Annotated in this window: 21 protein-coding genes; 10 read left to right on the top strand and 11 right to left on the bottom strand. The window is 70.1% G+C overall.

Going from position 1 to position 22152, the window contains the following annotated elements; translation table 11 throughout:
* Nucleotides 1-9 precede the first annotated feature (9 nt).
* The gene (dnaN, locus tag IE317_RS10000) at nucleotides 10-1143 is read right to left on the bottom strand and encodes a DNA polymerase III subunit beta (protein WP_191308555.1); all 1134 of its coding nucleotides are present in this window, start codon (nucleotides 1141-1143) and stop codon (nucleotides 10-12) included.
* A gap of 845 nt (nucleotides 1144-1988) precedes the next feature.
* The gene (dnaA, locus tag IE317_RS09995) at nucleotides 1989-3605 is read right to left on the bottom strand and encodes a chromosomal replication initiator protein DnaA (RefSeq protein WP_191308552.1); all 1617 of its coding nucleotides are present in this window, start codon (nucleotides 3603-3605) and stop codon (nucleotides 1989-1991) included.
* Between the two features lie 549 nt (nucleotides 3606-4154).
* Between dnaA and rpmH the strand changes: the two genes are divergently transcribed.
* The 9 genes from rpmH (at nucleotide 4155) to IE317_RS09950 (ending at nucleotide 10238) form a co-directional block, all read left to right on the top strand.
* Entirely contained in the window at nucleotides 4155-4298 is a 144-nt protein-coding gene (gene rpmH / locus IE317_RS09990) for a 50S ribosomal protein L34 (RefSeq protein ID WP_091288857.1), read from the top strand.
* A gap of 20 nt (nucleotides 4299-4318) precedes the next feature.
* Nucleotides 4319-4783 carry a ribonuclease P protein component gene (rnpA, locus tag IE317_RS09985; RefSeq protein ID WP_191308550.1) on the top strand — a complete coding sequence of 155 codons (465 nt, stop codon included), beginning with the start codon at nucleotides 4319-4321 and terminating at the stop codon, nucleotides 4781-4783.
* Nucleotides 4784-4788: 5 nt separating this feature from the next.
* Nucleotides 4789-5106, top strand: coding sequence for a membrane protein insertion efficiency factor YidD (gene yidD, locus IE317_RS09980; RefSeq protein ID WP_191308548.1), 318 nt, complete (start codon nucleotides 4789-4791; stop codon nucleotides 5104-5106).
* 5 nt (nucleotides 5107-5111) lie between these two features.
* Complete coding sequence (yidC, locus tag IE317_RS09975) at nucleotides 5112-6242, top strand: membrane protein insertase YidC (protein WP_191308546.1); 1131 nt, start codon at nucleotides 5112-5114, stop codon at nucleotides 6240-6242.
* Between the two features lie 30 nt (nucleotides 6243-6272).
* Nucleotides 6273-6830, top strand: a complete 558-nt coding sequence (locus IE317_RS09970) for a Jag family protein (RefSeq protein WP_191308543.1) — start codon at nucleotides 6273-6275, stop codon at nucleotides 6828-6830.
* 64 nt (nucleotides 6831-6894) lie between these two features.
* The gene (locus IE317_RS09965; RefSeq protein WP_191308541.1) at nucleotides 6895-7431 is read left to right on the top strand and encodes a DUF6886 family protein; all 537 of its coding nucleotides are present in this window, start codon (nucleotides 6895-6897) and stop codon (nucleotides 7429-7431) included.
* Nucleotides 7432-7576: 145 nt separating this feature from the next.
* Nucleotides 7577-8239, top strand: a complete 663-nt coding sequence (gene rsmG / locus IE317_RS09960; RefSeq protein ID WP_191308538.1) for a 16S rRNA (guanine(527)-N(7))-methyltransferase RsmG — start codon at nucleotides 7577-7579, stop codon at nucleotides 8237-8239.
* A gap of 77 nt (nucleotides 8240-8316) precedes the next feature.
* Nucleotides 8317-9240, top strand: coding sequence for a ParA family protein (locus IE317_RS09955; RefSeq protein WP_373309021.1), 924 nt, complete (start codon nucleotides 8317-8319; stop codon nucleotides 9238-9240).
* Complete coding sequence (locus IE317_RS09950; protein ID WP_191308535.1) at nucleotides 9237-10238, top strand: ParB/RepB/Spo0J family partition protein; 1002 nt, start codon at nucleotides 9237-9239, stop codon at nucleotides 10236-10238. The genes IE317_RS09955 and IE317_RS09950 overlap by 4 nt, the downstream gene beginning before the upstream one ends.
* A 124-nt stretch (nucleotides 10239-10362) precedes the next feature.
* Here IE317_RS09950 and IE317_RS09945 read toward each other — a convergent pair whose 3' ends face one another.
* A complete protein-coding gene (locus tag IE317_RS09945) occupies nucleotides 10363-11307 on the bottom strand; it encodes a D-alanine--D-alanine ligase family protein (RefSeq protein ID WP_191308532.1) in 945 nt (314 codons plus the stop codon).
* 28 nt (nucleotides 11308-11335) lie between these two features.
* Entirely contained in the window at nucleotides 11336-12673 is a 1338-nt protein-coding gene (locus tag IE317_RS09940; RefSeq protein ID WP_191308529.1) for an aminotransferase-like domain-containing protein, read from the bottom strand.
* 213 nt (nucleotides 12674-12886) lie between these two features.
* On the opposite strand from IE317_RS09940, the gene IE317_RS09935 reads away from it, so the two are divergent.
* A complete protein-coding gene (locus IE317_RS09935; RefSeq protein WP_191308527.1) occupies nucleotides 12887-13531 on the top strand; it encodes a GNAT family N-acetyltransferase in 645 nt (214 codons plus the stop codon).
* 211 nt (nucleotides 13532-13742) lie between these two features.
* Here the strand turns inward: IE317_RS09935 and IE317_RS09930 are convergent, their stop codons facing one another.
* From IE317_RS09930 to murJ, 7 genes are all read right to left on the bottom strand, one after another.
* On the bottom strand, nucleotides 13743-14891 hold the full coding sequence (locus tag IE317_RS09930) for an N-acetylmuramoyl-L-alanine amidase (protein ID WP_191308524.1): 1149 nt from the start codon (nucleotides 14889-14891) through the stop codon (nucleotides 13743-13745).
* Between the two features lie 281 nt (nucleotides 14892-15172).
* Nucleotides 15173-15496 carry a thioredoxin gene (gene trxA / locus IE317_RS09925; RefSeq protein WP_003082899.1) on the bottom strand — a complete coding sequence of 108 codons (324 nt, stop codon included), beginning with the start codon at nucleotides 15494-15496 and terminating at the stop codon, nucleotides 15173-15175.
* Nucleotides 15497-15532: 36 nt separating this feature from the next.
* Nucleotides 15533-16525 carry a thioredoxin-disulfide reductase gene (trxB, locus tag IE317_RS09920; RefSeq protein WP_191308522.1) on the bottom strand — a complete coding sequence of 331 codons (993 nt, stop codon included), beginning with the start codon at nucleotides 16523-16525 and terminating at the stop codon, nucleotides 15533-15535.
* A 78-nt stretch (nucleotides 16526-16603) separates the two neighbouring features.
* Nucleotides 16604-17386 (bottom strand): hypothetical protein, encoded by a 783-nt coding sequence (locus IE317_RS09915; RefSeq protein WP_191308520.1) that lies wholly within the window; start codon nucleotides 17384-17386, stop codon nucleotides 16604-16606.
* The gene (gene sigM, locus IE317_RS09910) at nucleotides 17383-18006 is read right to left on the bottom strand and encodes an RNA polymerase sigma factor SigM (protein ID WP_086841008.1); all 624 of its coding nucleotides are present in this window, start codon (nucleotides 18004-18006) and stop codon (nucleotides 17383-17385) included. The genes IE317_RS09915 and sigM overlap by 4 nt, the downstream gene beginning before the upstream one ends.
* A gap of 31 nt (nucleotides 18007-18037) precedes the next feature.
* Entirely contained in the window at nucleotides 18038-19633 is a 1596-nt protein-coding gene (locus IE317_RS09905) for a protein kinase family protein (RefSeq protein WP_191308517.1), read from the bottom strand.
* 79 nt (nucleotides 19634-19712) lie between these two features.
* A complete protein-coding gene (murJ, locus tag IE317_RS09900) occupies nucleotides 19713-21527 on the bottom strand; it encodes a murein biosynthesis integral membrane protein MurJ (protein WP_229902640.1) in 1815 nt (604 codons plus the stop codon).
* Nucleotides 21528-22152: the final 625 nt, after the last annotated feature.

Genomic DNA, 22152 nt, shown 5'->3' with positions numbered 1-22152 from the left:
AAAAGCGGGTCAGCCCGGGAGGCGGACCGGCATCAGGAGGTACAGGTAGCCGGGGACGACGTTGCCCTCGGCGTCGGCGGGCTTGATGAGCGCGGGCCGGTTCGGCGTGGTGAAGGTCAGCTCGGCCCGGTCGCTGTGGAGCGCGCCCAGTCCGTCCACGAGGTAACCCGGGTTGAACGCGATCGTCACCGGCTCACCTTCGTACTCGACCTGCAGCTCCTCTTCGGCGCTGCCCTCGTCGTCACCGCCCGCGGACAACCGCAGCGTGTTGTCCCCGAATTCCAGTCGTACCTGAGTCCCCCGCTCGGCCACCAGCGAAACGCGCTTGATGGACTCGGTGAGCGCCGAGACGTCGATCACCGCGCGCGAGGTGTGCGACGCCGGCAGCAACTGCCGGTACGGCGGGAACTCCGCGTCGAGCAGGCGGGTCGTCGTGTAGCGCCCGGAGCCGGAGAGGCCGAGCAGGCCTTCGCCGCTGGCGAGGGCGAGGCGGATCGTGGCGCCGGACGCGCCGAGCGTCTTGGCGGCCTCGGCGAGCGTGCGCGCCGGCACGAGCACCGCGGCGTCGGCCAGGCCCTCGGCGGGCTGCCAGGTGAACTCGCGCATGGCGAGCCGGAACCGGTCGGTCGCGACCAGGGTCAGCGAGCTGCCGGAGATCTCCAGCCGCATGCCGGTGAGCATCGGGAGCGTGTCGTCCTTGCCCGCGGCGACGACGACCTGGGTGACGGCCTGGCCGAACGCGTCGCCGGCGAGCTCGCCCGCGAAGGCGGGCTGGGACGGCAGCTGCGGGTAGTCCTCGACCGGCATGGTCGGCAGGGAGAACCGCGCGCTGCCGCACGTGATGGTGGCGCGGGCGCCGTCGACCGAGATCTCGACCGGCTGCGCGGGCAGCGCCTTGGTGATGTCGGCGAGGAGGCGCCCGGAGACGAGGAGGCGGCCGCCGTCGGCGATCGTCGCGGGGACCCCGACCGTGGCGGAGACCTCGTAGTCGAAGCCGGAGACCGTCAGCGCGTCGGTTTCGCCGTCGGAACCGGCGTCGAGCAGGACACCGCCCAGCACCGGCACCGGAGGCCGGGAGGGGAGGCTTCTGGCCACCCACGCGACGGCGTCGGCGAGCCCGTCACGCTCGACGCGGATCTTCATGCGCGCATCCTTTCGACGGTCGAGCCCCCTGCGGGCTCGGGCCAGGCCTCGTTCTCGCGGGGCAGAGACCGGCTGCCCCCTCCGGCCGGCCCGCTCTCCGCGTGAGCGGCCGGAGCGCGGACCAGGTGCAGGCGTCCACGTTAGGCCGTCGCGGGCACCGCCGTCACCTCGGCCTCCCCTTCGCTTTGTCGACATGACGACTCGATCTCGCGGCTGTCCCCAACTTCGTCCGCCGCCTGTTTTTATCTTTTTCTCTCTTAGAAGAGATCTAAGGGCAGTAGCAGTAGTAGGCGTTGTGGATTGTGTGGATCGAGCTCGTTCGCGCAGGTCGGGCGGCTCGCGGGCGTGTGGGTAACCGTGGTGGCGGATCTGTGGGTAGTTCGGGCGATCCGTGGATGGTTTCGGGCGTCCCCGGATTCGTCCACAGATGGTCCCGGTTGTCCCCATGGTTGTCCCCAGGTGTGGGGCGATTTGTACCCAGGGTCTGGGGGTGCCGAACCGGGTCCGAAACCCTCTTCCGAGTGATCGGCCGCTCCTGTGCACAGCGTGTGGGCAACCTGTGGAATCACCGTGGACAAGGGTGTGGATGCGCTGTGGATCGGCTGTGGGCGGGGTGTGGAGGAAATCCGTGTCTCCGCTGGTGGGAGATCCGTTGGCACTGTGGGCAATCCGCCCACACGGTGGGGAAAACCCCTTGTGTACAAACAATTTTCGCGAGTTTGGCGAAGCGCGCGTACACGCCTTCGCTGCTTCGCGCGCGTACGCGTGCTTCAGGTGTCCAAAGACGACAAAGAGGCGTCCACATTGAGCGGACGCCCCGAAGTCGTTGGGAGGTAAGGGATGTGCTACTGGCGGGCGCGCTGCTTGATGCGCGACGTCAGCTCCTGCACCTGGTCGTAGATCCGCCGGCGCTCGGCCATCTCCTTGCGGATCTTCTTGTCCGCGTGCATGACCGTCGTGTGGTCGCGGCCGCCGAACGTCTGCCCGATCTTCGGCAGCGACATGTCGGTCAGCTCGCGGCAGAGGTACATCGCGATCTGGCGGGCCGTGGCGAGCGCCTTCGTCTTGCCGGGGCCGCACAGGTCGTCGAGCGTGACGTCGAAGAACTCGGACGTGACGCCCATGATGGTCGGCGCGGTGATCTCCGGCGCGTGCGAGTCGGGGATCAGGTCGCGCAGCACGATCTCGGCGAGCGCGCTGTCGACCGGCTGCTGGTTCAGCGACGCGAAGGCCGTGACGCGGATCAGCGCGCCTTCGAGCTCCCGGATGTTCGCCTCGACGCGCGAAGCGATGAACTCGAGAACCTCGCCCGGCACCGCGAGCCGGTCCTGCGCCGCCTTCTTGCGGAGGATGGCGATGCGCGTCTCGAGCTCGGGCGGCTGGATGTCGGTGATCAGGCCCCACTCGAACCGCGTCCGCAGCCGGTCCTCCAGCGTTTCGAGGCGCTTCGGCGGGCGGTCGGAGCTGACGACGATCTGCTTGTTCGCGTTGTGGAGGGTGTTGAAGGTGTGGAAGAACTCTTCCTGCGTCCCTTCCTTGCCCTCCAGGAACTGGATGTCGTCGACGAGCAGGATGTCGATGTCGCGGTAGCGGCGCTGGAAGGCGACCTTGCGGTCGTCGCGCAGCGAGTTGATGAAGTCGTTCGTGAACTCTTCGGTCGAGACGTACCGGACGCGCATCCCGGGGAAGAGCCGTTGCGCGTAGTGGCCGACCGCGTGCAGCAGGTGCGTCTTGCCGAGCCCGGACTCGCCCCAGATGAAGAGCGGGTTGTACGCGCGGGCCGGCGCTTCGGCGACGGCGACCGCGGCCGCGTGCGCGAAGCGGTTGGACGCACCGATGACGAACGTGTCGAAGGTGTACTTCTCGTTCAGCTTCGTCTTCGACGTCTGCGGCTGCGCGGGCGCGGTGTACGGCTGGCCGGCGATCGGCTGGCCGGAGAACGTCGGCCAGATCTCGTGGACCGCGGCGAGCGCCTCGCCCTCTTCGTCGACTTCTTCGTCGGTGTCGTCGCCGTCGTCCGGCTTCGGCGCGACAGCCTGGTGCGCGGGCATCGACATCGGCTGCGCCGGTTCGGCGGGCCGCGGCGGCGGCATCATCGGCGCGCCGTGCGACGGCATCGGCGGGGCGGGTTCGGGACTCGCGCCGTTTTCCACTCGGCCGGGTGACGGCACGTAGCGGGGCGCGGGCGCCGGGACGACTTCGGCGCTGTCCACCTTCACCGCGAGGGAGATGGCGCGGCCGAGCCGCCGGGAAAGCGCGTCGGTGATCGCGCCGCGCAGCCCGCGTTCGATCGCTTCCTTCGCGAAGTCGCTCGGCGCGGCCAGCAGCGCCGTGCCGTCGAGCAGGCCGATCGGCCGGGTCACGCGCATCCAGGCGCGCTGCTGGGGGGAGAGGGTCCCGTCGGACAGTTCGCGTACCACCTGTTCCCAGATGACACCCAGATTGTGCTGGTGATCCGACACCTGTCTGGCTCCCCTCCCCTCGTCGGCGTGGACGGCCGAACCCCGGCGACCTGCGTGCGCGTCGGCACAGCGGATATCCACATAGTTGTCCACAGCTGTGCACTAATGTACGGCGACCCGCGGCGCCGCCACCTGCGGGCTCGTCGTACGCCGGTGGGCACTCCACCACCCGGAGACTGGGCACCGCGACCGGTGACCCGGAAGAGGCACGCTAACAAGCCCCGTCCGCTGCCACAAGGCATCCTCGGCGGCCAGCATTTCACGGTGTACAGCACGTGGCCATTCGGTGTCCCGGCGTCGACCGCCACGGCCGCGCGCGCCGGTCGCGTACCGTGGCCGAGGGGGTGCTTACCGGCCGCCCGACGGGGGTGCGTACCCTCGTAAGGTCTCCCGTATGCGACGGGTGCGTTTCGCGTGCCCACGTTGTCGTCGCTCGTCGTGACGAGGCCACACGTTGGTAGGAGACACCAGAGACTGCCGTGCGCCCGCACGACACGCCAGGCGACGGGGAGGAAATCCCCGCGTCCGACGCGACACACAGGAGAAGCAGTGAGCAAGGGTAAGCGCACCTTCCAGCCGAACAACCGCCGCCGCGCGAAGACCCACGGGTTCCGCCTGCGCATGCGGACCCGCGCCGGCCGGGCCATCCTGGCGGCCCGCCGTCGCAAGGGCCGCGAAGCGCTGTCCGCCTGATCGCCCGATCGGGGCGCGCCGTGCTGCCGGCTGCCGCACGCCTGCGGCGGAGCGAGGATTTCCGCGTGGTTCTCCGTCGCGGGTCCCGGGCAGGCAGGCGTCGCCTCGTCGTCCACGCGCTGACCACGGACCCGTCCGAGGCCGCCGACACGCTGTGGGACTGCACAGTGCAGTCCCACAGCGTGCCGGCGGCCAGGGCGGGTTTTGTGGTGAGCAAGGCCGTCGGCAACTCGGTGGTCCGCCACCGCGTCAGCCGCCGGTTGCGTCATCTCGTTTCGGCCAGGCTCGGAACACTGCCCGCCGGCACTGCGTTGGTCGTACGGGCATTGCCGCCGTCGTCGACCGCTTCCAGCGCCGAGCTCGGGTCCGATCTCGACGCCGCGTTGCGTCGGCTGGGGCTTCTGTCGTCGCGCCGTCCGGCCGGGGATGTCCCCAGCCCGACGCGTCCCGCGGACGCGGCCCCCGACCACGGATCAGCGGTGTGACCGGCATGCGAGCCACCCCCGAGCACGACCACGACGTGGAGCCAGAGCCCCTTCGGCCCGGCCCGGTCGCCTGGGTCCTGCTGCTCCCCATCAAGCTCTACCGCAAGGCGATCTCGCCTTTTCTCCCGCCGGCTTGCCGGTTCTACCCGAGCTGCAGCGCGTACGCAGTCGAAGCCCTCACCCGGCACGGTGCCGGCCGCGGCTCCTACCTCGCGCTGCGCCGGCTGCTGCGCTGCGGCCCGTGGACACCACCCGGCCGCGACCCCGTGCCCGAGACGTTCTCGTGGCGACACCGCAGACCTGAAACACCGATCGAGGAGTAGCAGCAGTGCTCGATTTCATCTACTACCCCGTGTCCTTCATCCTCTGGTGTTGGCACAAGGTCTTCGGGTTCGTCTTCGGGGAAGCGACCGCAGTCTCCTGGATCCTCGGCATCATCTTCCTGACGTTCACCGTCCGCGGCATCATGTTCAAGCCGTTCGTGAACCAGGTCCGGTCGATGAAGAAGATGCAGGACTTCGCGCCGGAGATGAAGAAGATCCAGAAGAAGTACGCGAACGACCGGCAGCGCCAGGCCGCGGAGATGCAGAAGCTCCAGCGCGAGCACGGCGTCAACCCGCTGGGCAGCTGCCTGCCGATGCTGCTCCAGATCCCGGTGTTCATCGGCCTGAACCACGTCCTCCGCGCGTTCACGATGCCGCCGCCCGGTGGCGGCGACAAGACCGAGAACTACTTCTTCAACCAGCACGACGTCCATTCGTACGTCAGCGCGAAGCTGTTCGGGGTCAACCTCGGTGAGGCCGTCTACAACGGTGTCGGGGTCGTCAGCGGCGGGGCCACGAACGTCGGCTTCCACTGGAGCGTGCTCCCGGTCGCGCTGCCCCTGATGATCGTCGCCTCGATCGCCACGCACCTCACCGCGCGGCACTCGGTGGCCCGGCAGAACGCCGCGTCGGCCACCCCGCAGACCGCGATCATGAACAAGCTGACGATGTACATCTTCCCGCTCGGTGTGCTCGTCTTCGGTGCCCTGTTCCCGCTCGGCCTCCTCTTCTACTGGCTGGCGAACAACGGCTGGACCCTGATGCAGCAGCGCCTCGTCTACACGAAGATCGACAAGGAAGAGGCGGCCCGCAAGGCGGAGGCCGCCGAGAAGCGCGCGACGCTCGGGCCGAAGCCGGGCCAGAAGCCGACCGCGCCGAAGGTCGGTCAGAAGCCGGTCCAGCAGAAGAAGAACCAGCCCGCGCAGACCGGCGCCGCCAAGAAGGTCACGAAGGCCGGCTCGGCCCACGGCTTCGCGCAGACGACTCCGGCTGCCTCCGGCGCCACCGCCGCCTCCGCGGACGGCGACAAGACCCCGGCCGACACGAACGGCCAGAACGGTTCGAAGGACACCGGCACGGGCGTGCCGGGCCTTCTCAAAGACTCGACCAGGAAGTCGGGCCGGAAGCGCCGCTGAGGCGCGACCGGTTCGGAGAGGAGACGAATGATGTCGGAGACGATCGACACGATCGACGCCGATAAGGACGACGTGACCCCGGAGACGGACACGGAGGCGGCAGGCGAGCCGAAGGCGGGCGGTGACGACATCCTCGTGCAGGAGGGCGACATCGCCGGCGACTACCTCGAGCGCCTGCTGGACCTGCTCGACTACGACGGTGACATCGACCTCGACGTGGAAGCCGGCCGCGCGATCGTGAGCATCGACGGCGGTGAGGACCTCGAGAAGCTCGTCGGCCCGCGCGGCACGGTGCTCGAGGCGCTGCAGGAGCTGACCCGCCTGGCGGTCCAGCAGGAGACGGGCTCCCGCAGCCGCCTGATGCTGGACATCGCGGGCTGGCGCGCGGACCGCCGCGAAGAGCTGAAGGAGCTCGGCCGCTCGACGGCGGAGTCGGTCCTGAAGAGCGGCGAGCGGGTGCGGCTGCAGCCGATGAGTCCGTTCGAGCGCAAGGTGGTCCACGACGCCGTGGCGACGGTCTCGGGCGTCACGAGCGAGAGCGAAGGCGAAGACCCGAAGCGGCGCGTGGTGATCTTCCCGGAGGCGTGAGCCCCGGTTCGCTTGGCGGGCGGCCCCACTTGACTCGGTCAGGTGGGGCCGCTTTCTTGTGTACATGCGCTCGGCGCCCGGCGAGGTCGTCCACTTCTCCGAAGACCCGACGATCACCCGCTTCGAGCCGCACGTCGCGGCCACAGCGCGGCAGCCGGAGGCCTACGTCTGGGCGGTCGAGGAGAGCCGTGCGCCGGACTACTGGTTCCCCCGCCGGTGCCCGCGCGCGATGGCGTGGGTGCAGCCATCGACGACAGAGGCGGACCGTGCCTGGCTGGGCGCCGACCGCGTCCACGCGATCGAGTACGGATGGCTCGAGTCGATGCGAACGGTCTCGCTGTTCGCCTACCGCTTCTCGTCGGCGTTGTTCCGGGCCTTCGGCGAGCACGCCCACGCGGTCGTGGCGACCGTGCCGGTCGAGCCGCTCGGTCCGGCGGAGCGGGTCGGCGATCTCCTCGGGCTCCACGAGGAGGCGGGCATTGAGTTGCGCGTGATGCGGAACTTGTGGGCGTTCGTCGACATCGCGTCGGCGAGCACGCTTGGCTTCAGCGGCATCCGGTTGGGCAACGCGGCGCCTCGGTCGAGCGAATTACACGGGTGATGTTTCACGTGGAACGCTCCACAGCGGCCGTCGGCGGAGTGGAGTTGTCCACATCTTCGGACTGTCGTCTCGTCTTCTCCGGTTCATCGGGGACAATCGAACGAGCGCGGTTTCACGTGAAACCGGCGGACGAGGAGTAGACGGAGTGAGCTGGGAGCAGGCGGCGGCGCGAGTGTTCGGAGAGCACGTCGACCAAGCCGCCGGGTACGTCGAACTCCTGGAGCGGCACGGGGTCGAGCGAGGGCTGATCGGTCCGCGGGAAGTCGAGCGGCTGTGGGAACGGCACGTGCTCAACTCGGCGGTGATCGGCGAGCAGATGCCCGACGGCGCTCGCGTCGTCGACGTGGGGTCGGGAGCCGGGCTTCCGGGTGTACCGCTGGCGATCGCGCGACCGGACCTCGATATCGTCTTGCTCGAACCGATGGCCCGCCGGGTGGACTGGCTGGCCGAGGTGGCCGAGAAGCTGGAACTCCCGATCACCATCGTCCGTGGACGCGCGGAGGAACGACCTGTGCGTGAGCAGCTCGGTGGCGCCGACATCGTCACCGCTCGCGCGGTCGCCCCGCTCGCTCGTCTCGCGGACTGGTGCCTGCCGCTGGTCCGTCCCGATGGCTTCCTGGTCGCCCTCAAGGGCGCCAGCGCGGCGGACGAGATCGAGCGGGACGGCGCCGCCATCCGGAAGGCCGGCGGGGCCGATCCGCTCATCGTCGAGTGTGGTGCGGCGGTCCTCGAGGTCCCCAGCACGGTCGTGAAGATCCGTCGCCTGCCGACGGCGAGCAAGCCGAAGGCGCGGAGCAGGAAGCGTTAACGGGCCGCGATGTTCCACGTGAAACGTAGCGACTCGACCACCGACCAGACGTCTAGATGGAGGAGGTGTCGAGACCGGTGAATCCCCCGCCGTCCGACTCCACGGAGACCAGCCACGACGTGGGCTGGACGCCGATCGCCGAGGAAGCCGCCCGCGCCGCTCGTCTGCTGCACCCGAAGGAAGGGGAACTCCCCCGTCCCGGCCGCCGCCGCGTGATGACCGTCGCCAACCAGAAGGGCGGTGTCGGCAAGACCACCAGCACGGTCAACCTCGCCGCCGCCCTCGCGCTCCACGGGCTCAAGACGCTCGTCGTCGACCTCGACCCGCAGGGCAACGCGAGCACCGCGCTCGACGTCGACCACCGGTCCGGGACGCCCTCCATCTACGAGGTGCTCATCGGCGAGGTAACGCTCGCGGAGGCGGCCCAGCCGACCGAACAGTCCCCCAACCTCTTCTGCGTTCCCGCGACGATCGACCTCGCCGGCGCCGAGATCGAGCTCGTCTCGATGGCGTCCCGCGAGTCCCGGCTCAAGGAGGCCATCTCCTCGGAGATCCTCGACGAGATCGGCGTCGACTACGTCCTCATCGACTGCCCGCCGTCGCTGGGCCTGCTGACGGTCAACGCGATGGTCGCCGCGCAGGAGGTGCTCATCCCGATCCAGTGCGAGTACTACGCACTCGAAGGTCTCGGGCAGCTGCTGAGCAACATCGAGCTCGTGCAGCAGCACCTCAACCGCGAACTCCGCGTCTCGACCATCCTCCTCACCATGTACGACGGCCGCACCAAGCTGGCCGATCAGGTGACGAACGAGGTGCGGAACCACTTCGGCGACACCGTGCTGAAGACCGTCATCCCCCGCAGCGTGAAGGTCTCCGAAGCACCCGGATACGGCCAGACCGTGCTCGCCTACGACCCCGGCTCGCGCGGGGCGATGAGCTACGTCGACGCGGCGAAGGAGATCGCCGAGCGCGGCGCCCAGATGGAGGGTAGTTCCACATGACCGAGCGTCGAGGAGGGCTGGGGCGCGGCCTCGCCGCCCTGATCCCGACCGGACCCACCGGCGGTGGTCCGCTCCCCGCGCCCGTCGACGGGACGGCGGCGGACAAGAAGGCGGCCGAGGACAAGGGCTGGTTCGCGGCGAACGGCCAGGCGCAGCAGCACGGCGGCGAGGTCGCCGGCGCCGTCTACCGCGAGATCCCCGTCGGCTCGATCAAGCCGAATCCGAAGCAGCCGCGGCAGGTCTTCGACGAGGACGCGCTCGCCGAACTCGAGCACTCGATCCGCGAGTTCGGGCTGATGCAGCCCATCGTCGTCCGGGAGCTCGGGAACGACGAGTACGAGCTCGTCATGGGCGAGCGGCGGCTGCGTGCTTCGCAGCAGGCGGAGCTCGAGGCGATCCCGGCCATCGTCCGGCAGACCGCCGACGAGTCGATGCTGCGGGACGCGCTCCTGGAGAACATCCACCGCGTCCAGCTGAACCCGCTCGAAGAGGCAGCGGCGTACCAGCAGCTGCTCGACGAGTTCGCGGTCACCCACGAGGAGCTGGCGAGCCGGATCGGCCGCAGCCGCCCGGTCATCACCAACACGATCCGGCTCCTCAAGCTCCCCCTGCCGGTGCAGCGCCGGGTGGCCGCGGGCGTCCTGTCCGCCGGCCACGCGCGCGCGTTGCTGTCGCTGGAGGACGCCGAAAGCCAGGAGGAGCTCGCCGCGCGCATCGTCGCGGAGGGCATGTCGGTCCGAGCAACCGAGGAAGCCGTCACGCTCAAGAAGAGCGAGAAGCCGGCCAAGCCGAAGCCTGCGCCGCGCAAGCCGATCCAGGCGCCGGGGTTGCAGGAACTCGCGAACCGGCTCTCGGACCGCTTCGACACCCGGGTGAAGGTCGACCTCGGCCGCCGGAAGGGCCGGATCACCCTCGAGTTCGGCTCGGTCGACGACCTCGAGCGGATCGTCGCGATCATCGACGCGAACGGGACGAATCAGACACCGAAAACCGATTAGGGATCACCCCGGGGTGTTTCGTCACGGTGATGATTGCTGATCGCAGTGGCGCCGACCACGGGAAGTGATCACACGAAAAAGGCCACCGCGGAGGTTCCGCAGTGGCCTTTCGCGTCTCTGGGGGTCAGCGGGTGATGGCTTGCCCGATGAGTTCACCGAACACCGCGCCGAGCGACTTGCCCGCCGCCTCGATCGCCATCGGCACCGTCGACGTCTCGGTCAGGCCCGGCGACGGGTTCACTTCCAGGAAGTGGACCGTGCCGTCCGCCGTCACGACCGCGTCGGTGCGGGAGATGTCGCGCAGCCCGAGCACGCGGTGCGCGGCGACCGCCAGCTCGGCCACCGCCTTGGCCGCGGCGTCGTCGAGCCGGGCGGGGGTGAAGAAGTCGGTCAGGCCGGCCGTGTAGCGGGCCGTGTAGTCGTACACGCCGCTCTCCGGGACGATCTCGACCGCGGGAAGGGCCTCGGGCCCGTTCTCGCCCTCGATGACCGTCACGGCCACCTCGACGCCGTCCACGAACCGTTCCGCGAGGACGGTGTCGCCGTAGGCGAAGCAGCCGACCATCGCCGCCGGCAGTTCCGCCGCTTCGCGCACCACCTGCGTGCCGAGCGCGGAACCGCCCTGGTCCGGCTTGAGGATCAGCGGCAGCCCGAGCCGCTCCACCATCGCGTCGAGCACCGCCTGGGCGCCGAGCTCGCGGAACGTGCTGTGCGGCAGCACCACCCAGCCCGGCGTCACGAACCCGGCGTTCTGCAGCAGCGCCTTCGCGGTCGGCTTGTCCCACGCGCGGCGGCAGCCCTGGGAGCCGGTGCCGACGAAGGGCACGCCCAGCATCTCCAGCACCGTCTGCACCGAGCCGTTCTCGCCCTCGCCGCCGTGCAGAGCGACGACCACCGCGTCCGGGCGCTGCGTGCGCAGCCGCTCCAGGAGGCCCGCGTCGGTGTCCCACTCCTCGATGCCGAAGCCCTCCGACTTCAACGCCGCGGAGAGCCGTCGCCCGGACCTCAGTGAAACGTCGCGTTCGTGCGAGAGCCCGCCGGCGAGCACGGCAACGGTACGGTCGACCACCGTGGAAACTCCTTAGCCTGTAACAGGATTAGACCGTGTCCGGAGACGGGTTCTGCGGTCCCTGGATCTGGCGCGCGCTCACGTTACCGAAGGTGCGGGCGAGGTCCATTTCGGACTCCAGCACCGCCGCCAGCCGCCGCACGCCCTCACGGATGCGCTCCGGGGTCGGGTAGCAGTACGACAGCCGCATCTGGCGGCTGCCGAACCCGTCGGCGTAGAAGCCGGTTCCGGACGCGTACGCCACCCGCGCGGTCACCGCGCGCGGCAGCATCGCCTTCGTGTCGACGCCTTCCGGCACCGTCACCCAGACGTAGAACCCGCCGTCCGGCTTGGTCCACGAGCAACCCGGGGGCAGGTACTGGTCGAGCGCGGACAGGATCGCGTCACGCCGCTCGCGGTAGTTCTCGCGGAACTTCTTGATCTGGCCCTTCCAGTCGTGCGTGGCCAGGTAGCGCGAGACGATCATCTGGTTGAACGTCGGCGGGCACAGGGTCGCCGACTCCGCGGCCAGCACGAGCTTCTCGCGCACCGCGTGCGGCGCCAGCACCCAGCCGACGCGCAGGCCGGACGCGAACGTCTTGGAGAACGAGCCGAGGTACACGACGTTGTCGGGGTCGGTCGACCGCAGCGCCGGGTACGTCTGCCCGTCGAAGCCGAGCAACCCATACGGGTTGTCTTCGACGACCAGGACGTTGTGTTCGCGGCAGATCTCGAGAATCTCCGCGCGGCGCTCGACAGCCAGCGTGACGCCGGCGGGGTTGTGGAAGTTCGGGATCGTGTACAGGAACTTGACCCGCCGGCCGGCCTTCTTCGCCTGGTCGAGTGCTTCGCGGAGCAACGAAGGCACCAGGCCCTGGTCGTCCATCGCCACGTGCACGACCTGCGCCTGGTACGCAGCGAACGACCCCAGCGCGCCGACGTACGAAGGGCCTTCGGCGATGACGACGTCACCCGGGTCGCAGAACAGCCGCGTGACCATGTCCAGGCCCATCTGGGAGCCGACGGTCACCACGACGTCGTCCGGGTGCGCCTTGATGCCCTCCAGGGCCATGATCTCGCAGATCTGCTCGCGCAGCACCGGGACGCCGTGCGCCGAGCCGTACTGCAGCGCCACCAGGCCGTCTTCGGCGATGATCTCGGCCACCTGCGCCGACAGCGTGTCGAGCGGGAGTGCCGCCAGGTTCGGCATGCCGCCGGCCAGGGAAACCACCTCGGGCCGGCTGGCCACCGCGAACAGCGCCCGGATCTCGGAGGCGGTCATCCCCGCGGTGCGCGCGGCGTACCGCTCGAGGTGCGGGTCGAGGTTCTGGCGGCCGCTGTGTTTCTGGAGACCACTGGGACGCTGGCTGGGGCGGTTCTCGGTCATCGACGATTCACCCGGGGCTCGGTGGACACGGTCACTCCCGCGGGAGCTGGTAGATCCCATCGAGTGTAACCGGGCACCCATCAGGACCCCCTGACCTTTCGGTGCTCGTCACATCGGCCTATCCTCGACCCTGGCTCCCGTGTTCGTGCCGTGGCTCTCGCGCGGCTTGACGACCGGGCAGCCCGTCGGGAGCGCAGGTCAGGGAGGTCGCGGGTGTCGCGTCGCGTCGTGGGCGTCACACTGGACAACCTCGAGCACCTGCCGAAGAGCTGTCGCCGGTGCGTGTACTGGGAACTCGCCCCGCACCTCAAGCACCAGGCCGAGGAGTTCGGCGCGACCGAGGTCGAGAAGGAAGCCTGGGTCTCGAGCGTCCTGCTCGAGTGGGGGTCCTGCGGCCGCATCGTCTACAGCGACACGCTGCCGGTCGGGTTCGTGCTGTACGCCCCGCCGAACGCCGTCCCGCGCGCGCTGGCCTTCCCGACGTCGCCGCCGAGCGCCGACGCCGTCCTGCTGACCTCGTTCCAGGTGCTGCCGGAGTTCCGCGGCGGTGGCCTCGGCCGGATGCTCGTCCAGGCGGTCGCCAAGGACCTCACCAAGCGCGGGGTCCGCGCCATCGAGGCGTTCGGCGACGCGAAGCCCGACGAGCCGGACCCCGACGGCGGCCACAGCTGCGTGCTGCCGGCGGCCTTCCTGCAGAGCGTCGGCTTCAAGACGGTCCGTCCGCACCAGAAGTGGCCCCGCCTGCGCCTCGAGCTGCGGTCGGCGATCACCTGGAAGGAAGACGTCGAGGCGGCCCTGGAACGGCTGCTCGGCCAGGTGACGATCACCACCGCCGAGCCGAGCCTCGGCCGCGCCTGATTCCCCATCCGCAAACGTTTGCGCCTGTGCTTCGGCGCGGCTGGAACACGCGTGTGCACAACTGTGGAAGAAGGGCCGAGTTATCCACAGAGCGCTGATAGGAGCGGTGGACAAGCTGTGGAGAACTACCCCGAAACCTGGGGACGCGTGCGTCGCGTCCCCAGGGATGGTGGGGCAGGTGCAGGAGAGCCGCTAGGGGTTGTGGTGGGCCCTATTCGGCCTTGGCGAGCTCGTGCGCCAAGACGTCGGCGAAGGTGAACGTGCCCGTCGGCTGGTCGCCCTCACCGAGCAGGTACAGCCGCTTGACGGCGATCAGGATGCCTTCCGCGACGATGTCTCGGAACGCCGGGTCGCCGAGCTTGCGGGCGTCGTCCGGGTTGGTCAGGTAGCCGATCTCGACCCGGACCGCCGGGCAGCGGGTGCGGGTGAAGATGTCCCAGGACTTGTAGTGCGTGCGGCAGTCGAGCATGCCCGTACGGGCCGCGACCTCGCGCTGGATGAAACCGGCCAGCAGCTCGCCCACCGTGGACGTGGTGCCGTTGCCGTTGCCGAAGTGGAAGCTCGCGACACCCTGCGCACGCGGCGAGGGGTTCTTGTCGCTGTGCAGCGAGAGGAACAGGTCCGCGCCCGCGTCGTTGGCGAACTTGGCCCGCTCCAGCTCGGTGGGGCTGTGGTTCGGGCCGCGGGAGATCAGCGCCTCCATGCCCGTGGCCTTCATCCGGCCCTCGAGCCGCCGGGCGAGGTCCCAGGCGATGTCGGCCTCGCGCAGGCCGCCGGCGACCACGCCGAGGTCGTCGCCGCCGTGGCCGGGGTCGATCACGATGCGCTTGCCGCGCAGGCGCGGACCGGCCTGGCGCACCTGCTCCTGCTCGCGCAGGAACACGGGGCGCCCGCCCCGGGCCCGCGGCGAGGACAGGCGGTGCAGCTCGCGGATGGTCGCCGGGCCGCACATGCCGTCCGGCGTCAGGCGCATGTCGCGCTGGAACGTCTTGAGCGCGCGCTCGGTCTGGGGGCCGAAGTAGCCGTCGGGGCGGCCGGCGTCGAAGCCGAGCTCGGTGAGCCGCTCCTGCAGCGTGAAGACGTCGTCGCCGTGCACCGGGGAGGCGATCATGTACGACAGCGGGCGGCTGCCCAGGTGGTAGCTGGCGCCCTTGAGCGCCTGGAACGTCGCCGGACCCACGATGCCGTCGGTCATCAGCCCACGGCGCTGCTGGAAGGCACGGACGGCGTGCTCGAGGGCGACGTCGAACGTGTCGTAGCCGTCGGTACCGGTGACCGGCGGGAGCAGGTCCATCCCGGACAGGATGGCCCTGATCTCGGCGACGTCCGGACCGGCGTCACCGCGGCGGAGTACCCGCATGCACTCCTCGCTCTTCCTAAGGCACCGACTCGGGGGCTCGGTGCGTGGCAGGACTTTCGGAAAACCTTCGCTGGGACAAGCCCAGGTGCTCTATTGTGCCTTGCCAACTCTGGGTGACAGCGTAGGCCCGGTAGGTACGTCAAGAACCCGTTGGTGGAGTACCCGCGGCGCCTGGCTGTCACGCTCGATTCAACTCAGCCGACGCAGATTCCCCCGAATGTGACAAACCCGGGGCCGCGGGAGGGTTCCCGCAGGCCCCGGGTTCGCCGGGCTTGTTCGGTTCAGAGGACGTCGGCGAGGTCCGACAGCAGCGCGGCCTTCGGCTTCGCGCCCACGATCTGCTTCACCGGCTTGCCGCCCTGGAACAGGATCAGCGTCGGGATGGACATCACCTGGTAGTCACGCGGCGTGTTCGGGTTCTCGTCGATGTCGATCTTGGCGATGGTCAGCTTCTCGCCGTTCTCGGCCGCGATCTCCTCGAGCACCGGGGCGACCATCTTGCACGGGCCGCACCAGGTGGCCCAGAAGTCGACGAGGACCGGCTTTTCGCTGGTCAGGACCTCGTCGACGAACGTCGCGTCGGTCACCTTGACGGTGTTGGCCATGGTTTCTCCTTCAGGGGTGGTTGGAAGCCCGGTAAGTCAGTTGGTGCCCGCGCCGTAGCCGCCGCCGACCAGCTCGGCCGCCTCGTGGGCGTCGGCTTCGCCGTGCTCCGCGAGCCATCGTTCCGCGTCGATCGCCGCGCTGCACCCGGAGCCCGCGGCGGTGATCGCCTGCCGGTAGGTGCGGTCCACCAGGTCGCCGGCCGCGAAGACGCCGTCGAGGTTGGTGAAGGACGTCTTGCCCTTCGTGACGACGTAGCCGTCCTCGTCCAGGTCGACCTGCCCCTTCACCAGCTGGCTGCGGGGGTCGTGCCCGATCGCGACGAAGAAGCCCGACACGTCCAGCGTCGACTCGGTGCCGTCCTTGGTGTCCTTGAGCCGCAGGCCCTCGACCTTGCCGTCACCCAGCACCCCGGTGATCTGCGAGTTCAGCTGCCACTTGATCTTGTCGTTCGCGCGGGCGCGCTCGAGCATGATCTTGGACGCGCGGAACTCGTCGCGCCGGTGGACGATGGTGACGGACTTCGCGAACTTCGTCAGGAAGGTCGCCTCCTCCATCGCCGAGTCGCCACCGCCGGCGACCACGATGTCGTGGTCGCGGAAGAAGAAGCCGTCACAGGTCGCACAGGCCGAGACACCGCGACCGAGCAGCTCCTGCTCGCCCGGCACGTTCAGGTACCGCGCCGCGGCACCCATGGCGAGGATGACCGCGCGGGCGGCGTAGCGCTTGCCGTTCGCGGTGACGTACTTGACGTCGCCGGTCAGCTCCAGCGACTCGACGTCCTCCGCGCGCAGCTCGGCGCCGAAGCGCTCGGCCTGCTTGCGCATCTCCTCCATCAGGTCCGGACCCATGATGCCGTCGCGGAACCCGGGGAAGTTCTCGACCTCGGTCGTCGTCATCAGCGCGCCGCCGAACTGCGTGCCCTCGAACACCAGCGGTTCAAGCTGGGCCCGCGCCGCGTAAACGGCAGCGGTGTATCCGGCAGGACCCGACCCGACGATGATCAGGTTCCTGATTTCCTCGGCAGCCACCCGTTGACCTCCGCTCGTAGTGACCTGTACCAGGCTCAACACGATCGTAGGTGGCCATGTTCCCAGCCGTGACAGCCGCTACTTCTCCCCGACGACCTTGTCGAACAGCACCGCCGGATTTCCCGGTCCGCAGTCGGCCCCGAACGCCACCAGGCGGAACTGGGCCAGCTTGCCGGTGGTCAGGATGATCATCACCCCGGCCTTGCCGCCGACGTTCACCGGCCGGATGCCCTCGGGACGCACCTTCGGGTCGAGCCCGGCGGCCGCGATGCAGGCGTCCAGGCGGTCCTCGTTCTGCAGGGGACCGAAGTCGCGGACGCCGACCGACTTGCCGAGCAGGGCCTGCGCACCGCTGCCGTCACTGGCCACCGACGGGCCCGTCGGTGCGGCCACGTTCGGCGTGCCGCTCTGCTGCGAGGTGTTCGGGAGGGCGACTGTCACGGCGACGACCGCCGCCGCGGCCGCGGTCAGGACGCCGGCGGCCCAGCCGAGCCGCTTGTTCCGCTTCCGCCGCGCCGCGGCGAGGTCCACCACCTGGGCGTCGCGCGGTGCCGCAGCTGCCGGTGCGGCCCCCTGGGCCTGCGGAAAGGCGGCGGCTGCTTCGGCGGCCAGCGCCGCGTCCAGCCGGGCGGCGAACTCCGCGGGCATCCGCGGGGCCGGCGCGTCCGCGAGCGAGGCTAGGTCGGCCTGCGTCGCGTCGAGGGCGTCCAGGATGGCCCGGGCTTCCGGGTCGGCGTTGACCAGCGGCCACAGCTCGGCCGCCCGCGTGTCGTCCAGGACACCGGCGTGGAGGTCGGCGAGCACGTCGACAGACCAGGGCGGACCGATGGTCCCCCCGATCCCCCGGCTTTCGTCCGTCATCGTCCCTCCCCGCTACCCGGCTGACGCCCGGCCCGTTTGCTTTCGTGAGTTGGGACGTTCGCAATCGCATCGGGGTTCCGCAGGTGCCCGAGAACCTTCGCGAGTTTCCCGCGGCCCCGGGCGCACCGGCTCTTCACCGTGCCTTCGGCGATGCCGAGCATCTTCGCCGTCTCGGCGACCGAGTATCCCTCGACGTCGACCAACACGATCGGGGCACGTTGCTCTTCGGGCAGCTGGTCGAGCGCTTCCCGCACGAGCAGGCTGGTTTCCCGCTCGGCCATCGAGTCACGCGGGGTGGCGGGCTCGTTGAAGCCGGTCTCCGGCAGCGGCACGGTCGGCCGCGCCTGGCGGCGGCGGATCCGGTCGAGGCAGGCGTTCACCACGATCCGGTGCAGCCACGTCGTGACCTGCGACTCCGCCCGGAAGTTCCCGGCCGCGCGGAACGCCGAGATGAACGCGTCCTGCAGCGCGTCGGCGGCCTCTTCCGGGTCGCGGACCGTGCGCAGGGCCACCGCCCACATGCGGTCGCGGTGTCGCTGGACGAGTTCGCTGAACGCATGAGGGTCCCCCGCGGCGTGAGCCGCTATCAGATCCGCATCCGTGGGAGCTGCAGCTGTCACCCGGCAGAGCCTACTGACCCTGTCGGGTGCGTCACCCCGCAGGCAGGAAGGACAGGTCGCCGATTTCGGTCTGGAACTGCCCGTCCGCGTCGCCCAGCTGGGTGATCCAGACGATGAAGTTCTGGCCCTGCGTCGGCTGGGCCAGCGGGATCGTCGTCTCGCCGTCCTTCAGGTCGCCGTTGCCGACCACCTTCGTGTCGGCCAGCTCGGGATCCTTGCCGGTCGCCGACCGGATCTCGACCTTAGTGCCCGGGGTGCCGCCGACGACCTTCACCTGGCTGAGGTTGATCGGGTTGTCGAAGGTGACGAGCAGCCCGACGCCCGGCTTCATGGCCGGGAACTGCTGCTTGTACTTCTCGGTCCGCCACTCGGTCTCGGGTTTGCCGTCGATCGCGTACTTCGCCCGGCCGGTGTTGTCGCCCTTGCCTTCCGGGTTGTACACGGCCACCGACTGCGGGGGCACCGGGGCGCCCACGGCCGGCGAAGGCGGCGGGGCCGGCGCCGACGACGACTGCGGCGGCTGTGTCCCGTTCTGCTGGCTCGACGCCGGCGGCTGGGCGACGTTGATCGTCGGCCCGCTCGCCTTGGAGTCACCCTGGAAGACGTTGATCAGCATCAGCCCGCCCCAGGCGAGGATGACGACCGTCGCGACCACCAGCACGGTGACGCCGAGGGCGAGCTTGCGCCGCCGGGCGACGTCCTTGACCGGCTTCTTCGTGGTCCAGACGGTGCCTTCGGCCTCGGCCGGGTCGCCGCCGACGGCCTTGATGAGCTGGGTGCGTTCCTCTTCCTCGGCCACCTGGTCCAGGACGCGGAGGATGGCCGCGCTGGTGCGGATGCCGCCGTTGCCGCCGTCCTCGATCGTGCGGACGGCCAGCGACGACAGGTCGGCCGGGACCGTCGGCACCAGCTGACGCGGCGGGACGATCCGGCCCTGCGGTGTCATCGGGGCCGCCGGAATCGCGGGCGGGCCGCCGGGCAGCGCCCAGCGGCCGGTCAGCAGCAGGTACAGGACCGCGCCGAGGGCCTTGACGTCGTCGCGCAGCGTCGCCTCCGGCAGCGGGCCGGGGAACGCGAGCTTGAGCGCGCCGTTCGGCGTCAGCCGCAGGCGCTGGGGGTGGTCGAGCCCGAGGACGAGCCCGTTCTGGTGCGCCTGCTCGACGGCTTCGGCCAGCGCCTGCACCATCCGCGCGGCGGCGGCCGGCGCCACCGGTCGCTGGGCGACGAGGTCGACCAGGTCGCTGCCCTTGGTCCATTCCGCGACGACGACACCGAGCAGGCCTTCGCTCGAGGTGATGCCGCTGCCGAGGGCGAGCACGTCGAGCACGCGGGCGACACCGCCGTGGCCGAACTTCGACGCGTGCGTCGCGCGCTCGAGGGTGCGCCGGGCCAGCCGGGCGGCTTCGGGATCCGCCGGGTCACCGACCAGCAGGGTCAGTGCGACGTCCCGCTTCAGCTGCCCGTCCCGGGCGCGCCAGAGGTGCGCGTCGCCCCGCTCGTCCACGCCGAACTGCGCGAGGAGGCGGTAGCGGCCGTCGCCGACCACACGCCCGGGGGCCAGCGATCCGACCTGGGCCTTGCCCACGTGGTTCGCACCCCCCGCCTGTTCGCTCCGCCTCGTGTCCACGCGCACTCTCCCGCTAGCTCCCCGCACCAAGGTTACCCAGAATACGACGCGGGAGTCGTCGTCTTCCGTACCGCAATCGTTACCCGCGCTTGATCAACCGGGTGAACCTCGAAGTGGCCGGCTTCAGCTCTTCGACCTTCAGCGCCATCAGCACGCCGAATGAAACGACGATGCCGACGATGCTCTGCAGCAACAGCTTCACCCACGCACCGAAAGTGGGCCCGAACGAGTCCGGCACCAGCTTGCCCGCGACCCACGCGGCGGCGACACCCAGGACACTCGCGACGACCGTGAAGAGAATCACGCCGATCACCCGCTTGCTGCGCAAGTTGCCCAGCGTCACCCACAGCCAAACCTGGCCGAGGATCGCGCCGACCACGAACGTGAGCGCGTTGACCATCATCACGCCGAGCACGACGTTGTCCGGCGACAGCAGGACCGGGCACAGGTACAGCAACGGCACCTTGACCAGCGTCATCACGATCATGATCAGCGTCGGCGTGCGGGCGTCCTTCATCGCGTAGAACACGCGCATCTGCAGCATGACCAGCGCGTACGGCAGCAGCGCGAACGCCGAGATGGCGAGCGCGTCGCCGAGCCGCTCGGCCGTCTCGACCGTGCCCTTGCCGAAGGTGAACAGCGCGATGCCGATCGAGCCGCCGACCACGGTCATCACCGCGGAGATCGGCACGAGCATCACCGTGGAGATCCGGGACGCGTACGACAGATCGCCGATCAGCTTCTTGTGGTCGCCGTCGGCGGCCGCGCGGCTCATCCGCGGCATGATCGCCGTCAGCAGGGAGACGCCGATGACGCCGTACGGCAGCTGGAAGAGCAGCCAGGCGTTGCTGTAGGCGGTGACCCCGCCGGGCGAGCCGCTGGTCAGCACGCGCGTGTTGATCGTGTAGCCGATCTGGGACACCGCGACGTAGCCGAGGATCCACAGCGCGAGGCCGCCGAACTCCTTCATCTGCTTGTCGATGCCCCAGCGCCACTTGAACCGGAAGCCGGACCGCAGCAGCGGCGGGACCAGCAGCAGCGCCTGGGCGACGATGCCGCCGGTGACGCCGATGCCCAGCGTCAGCACCTTGGGGTCGGTGATCGAGACGTGCCCGGTGTCGATGTCGCCCGGCATGATCCAGACGACCAGGATCGTGAAGATGACGACCAGGTTGTTGATCACCGGCGCCCAGGCCGTCGGGCCGAAGATCTGCTTGGCGTTGAGCACGGCCGAGAGCAGCGCGAACACGCCGTAGAAGAAGATCTCGGGCAGCAGCAGGTAGGCGAAGGCCGTGGTGAGGTCCGCGCTCGCCTTGCCGGACGAGTCGACGTAGAGACTCGTGAACGCCGGCGCCGCGATCACCGCGGCCACCGTGCCGACCAGCAGCAGCGAGAACGCCACCGTGATCAGGCGCTGGGTGTAGGCCGTGCCGCCGTCGGGGTCGTCCTGCGAGCGCACCAGCAGGGGCACCACCACGCTGGCCAGCACGCCACCCATCAGCAGCTCGAAGATGATGTTCGGCATCGTGTTGGCGACGTTGAACGAGTCGTTCGCGATGCCCTGGCCGATCGCGCCGACCAGCAGCAGCTTCCACAGGAAGCCGGTGATCCGGCTGATCAGCGACGCGATGGCCATCCGGCCGGACGCCTTCGCCAGCGACGGCGCCTTGGCCGGGGCCTCCGGCGCTTCCCCGTCCGGCCGGGGCTTGACCAGCGGCCCCTTGAGCGCCGGCATGACCTGGGTGGCCAGCGCGTCGTACGGCCGCATGACGTCGGGGTCGGCGACCGGCCAGCGCGAGTTCATCGGGACGCCGGCGGTGCGCGGGATGAACCGCGTCGCCTCCGGATCGGCCGGGCGCTGGACCTGGGTGGCCTCCTCCTGCCACGGCCGCACCGGCGCCGGACGGCGGGAGCCACGGCCGCGGGGCGGCACGGGCGTGCCGGGCGGCGGGGTGCCCAGCGCCGGAGTGCCGGGCGGCGGGGTCAGCGGCGGGTTGGGCTGCGGAAGCCGCCCCTGCTGAGGCGGCGCGCTGTGCGGCGGCTGCGGATTGCCGGGCGACCCGACCGGCTGAGCGCCGTTCGGTGGCGGGCCGGACTGCGCGCCTCCACCCTGCGGCGAGATGACCGGCTGGGCTCCGCTCAGTGGCTGGCCCGGCGGCGGCACGGCCGGCTGTCCCCCGCCCTGCGGCTGGCCCGGCGGGTGCATGACCGGCTGCGCACCACTCTGCGGCGGCGGGCCCGGCGGAGGATTGCCAGTCGATACGACGGGTTGGGCGCCGCTGAGCGGGCTGCCCGGCGGCGGCACGGCGGGCTGTCCCCCGCCTTGCGGCGGTTGGTGCTTGACCGGCTGCGCACCACTCTGCGGCGGCAGGTTCGACGGCGGACTGCCCGGAGATACGACTGGCTGGGCGCCGCTCAGTGGCTGGCCAGGCAGCGGCACGGCCGGCTGGCCCCCGCCCTGCGGCGGCTGGCCCGGCTGAGGGACGCCCGGCGGCACGGGCTGCACCCGGGTCGGCGCC

Source organism: Amycolatopsis bullii, assembly GCF_014654205.1.
Taxonomy (GTDB): domain Bacteria; phylum Actinomycetota; class Actinomycetes; order Mycobacteriales; family Pseudonocardiaceae; genus Amycolatopsis; species Amycolatopsis plumensis.
This window is presented reverse-complemented; position numbering and strand designations above follow the sequence as displayed.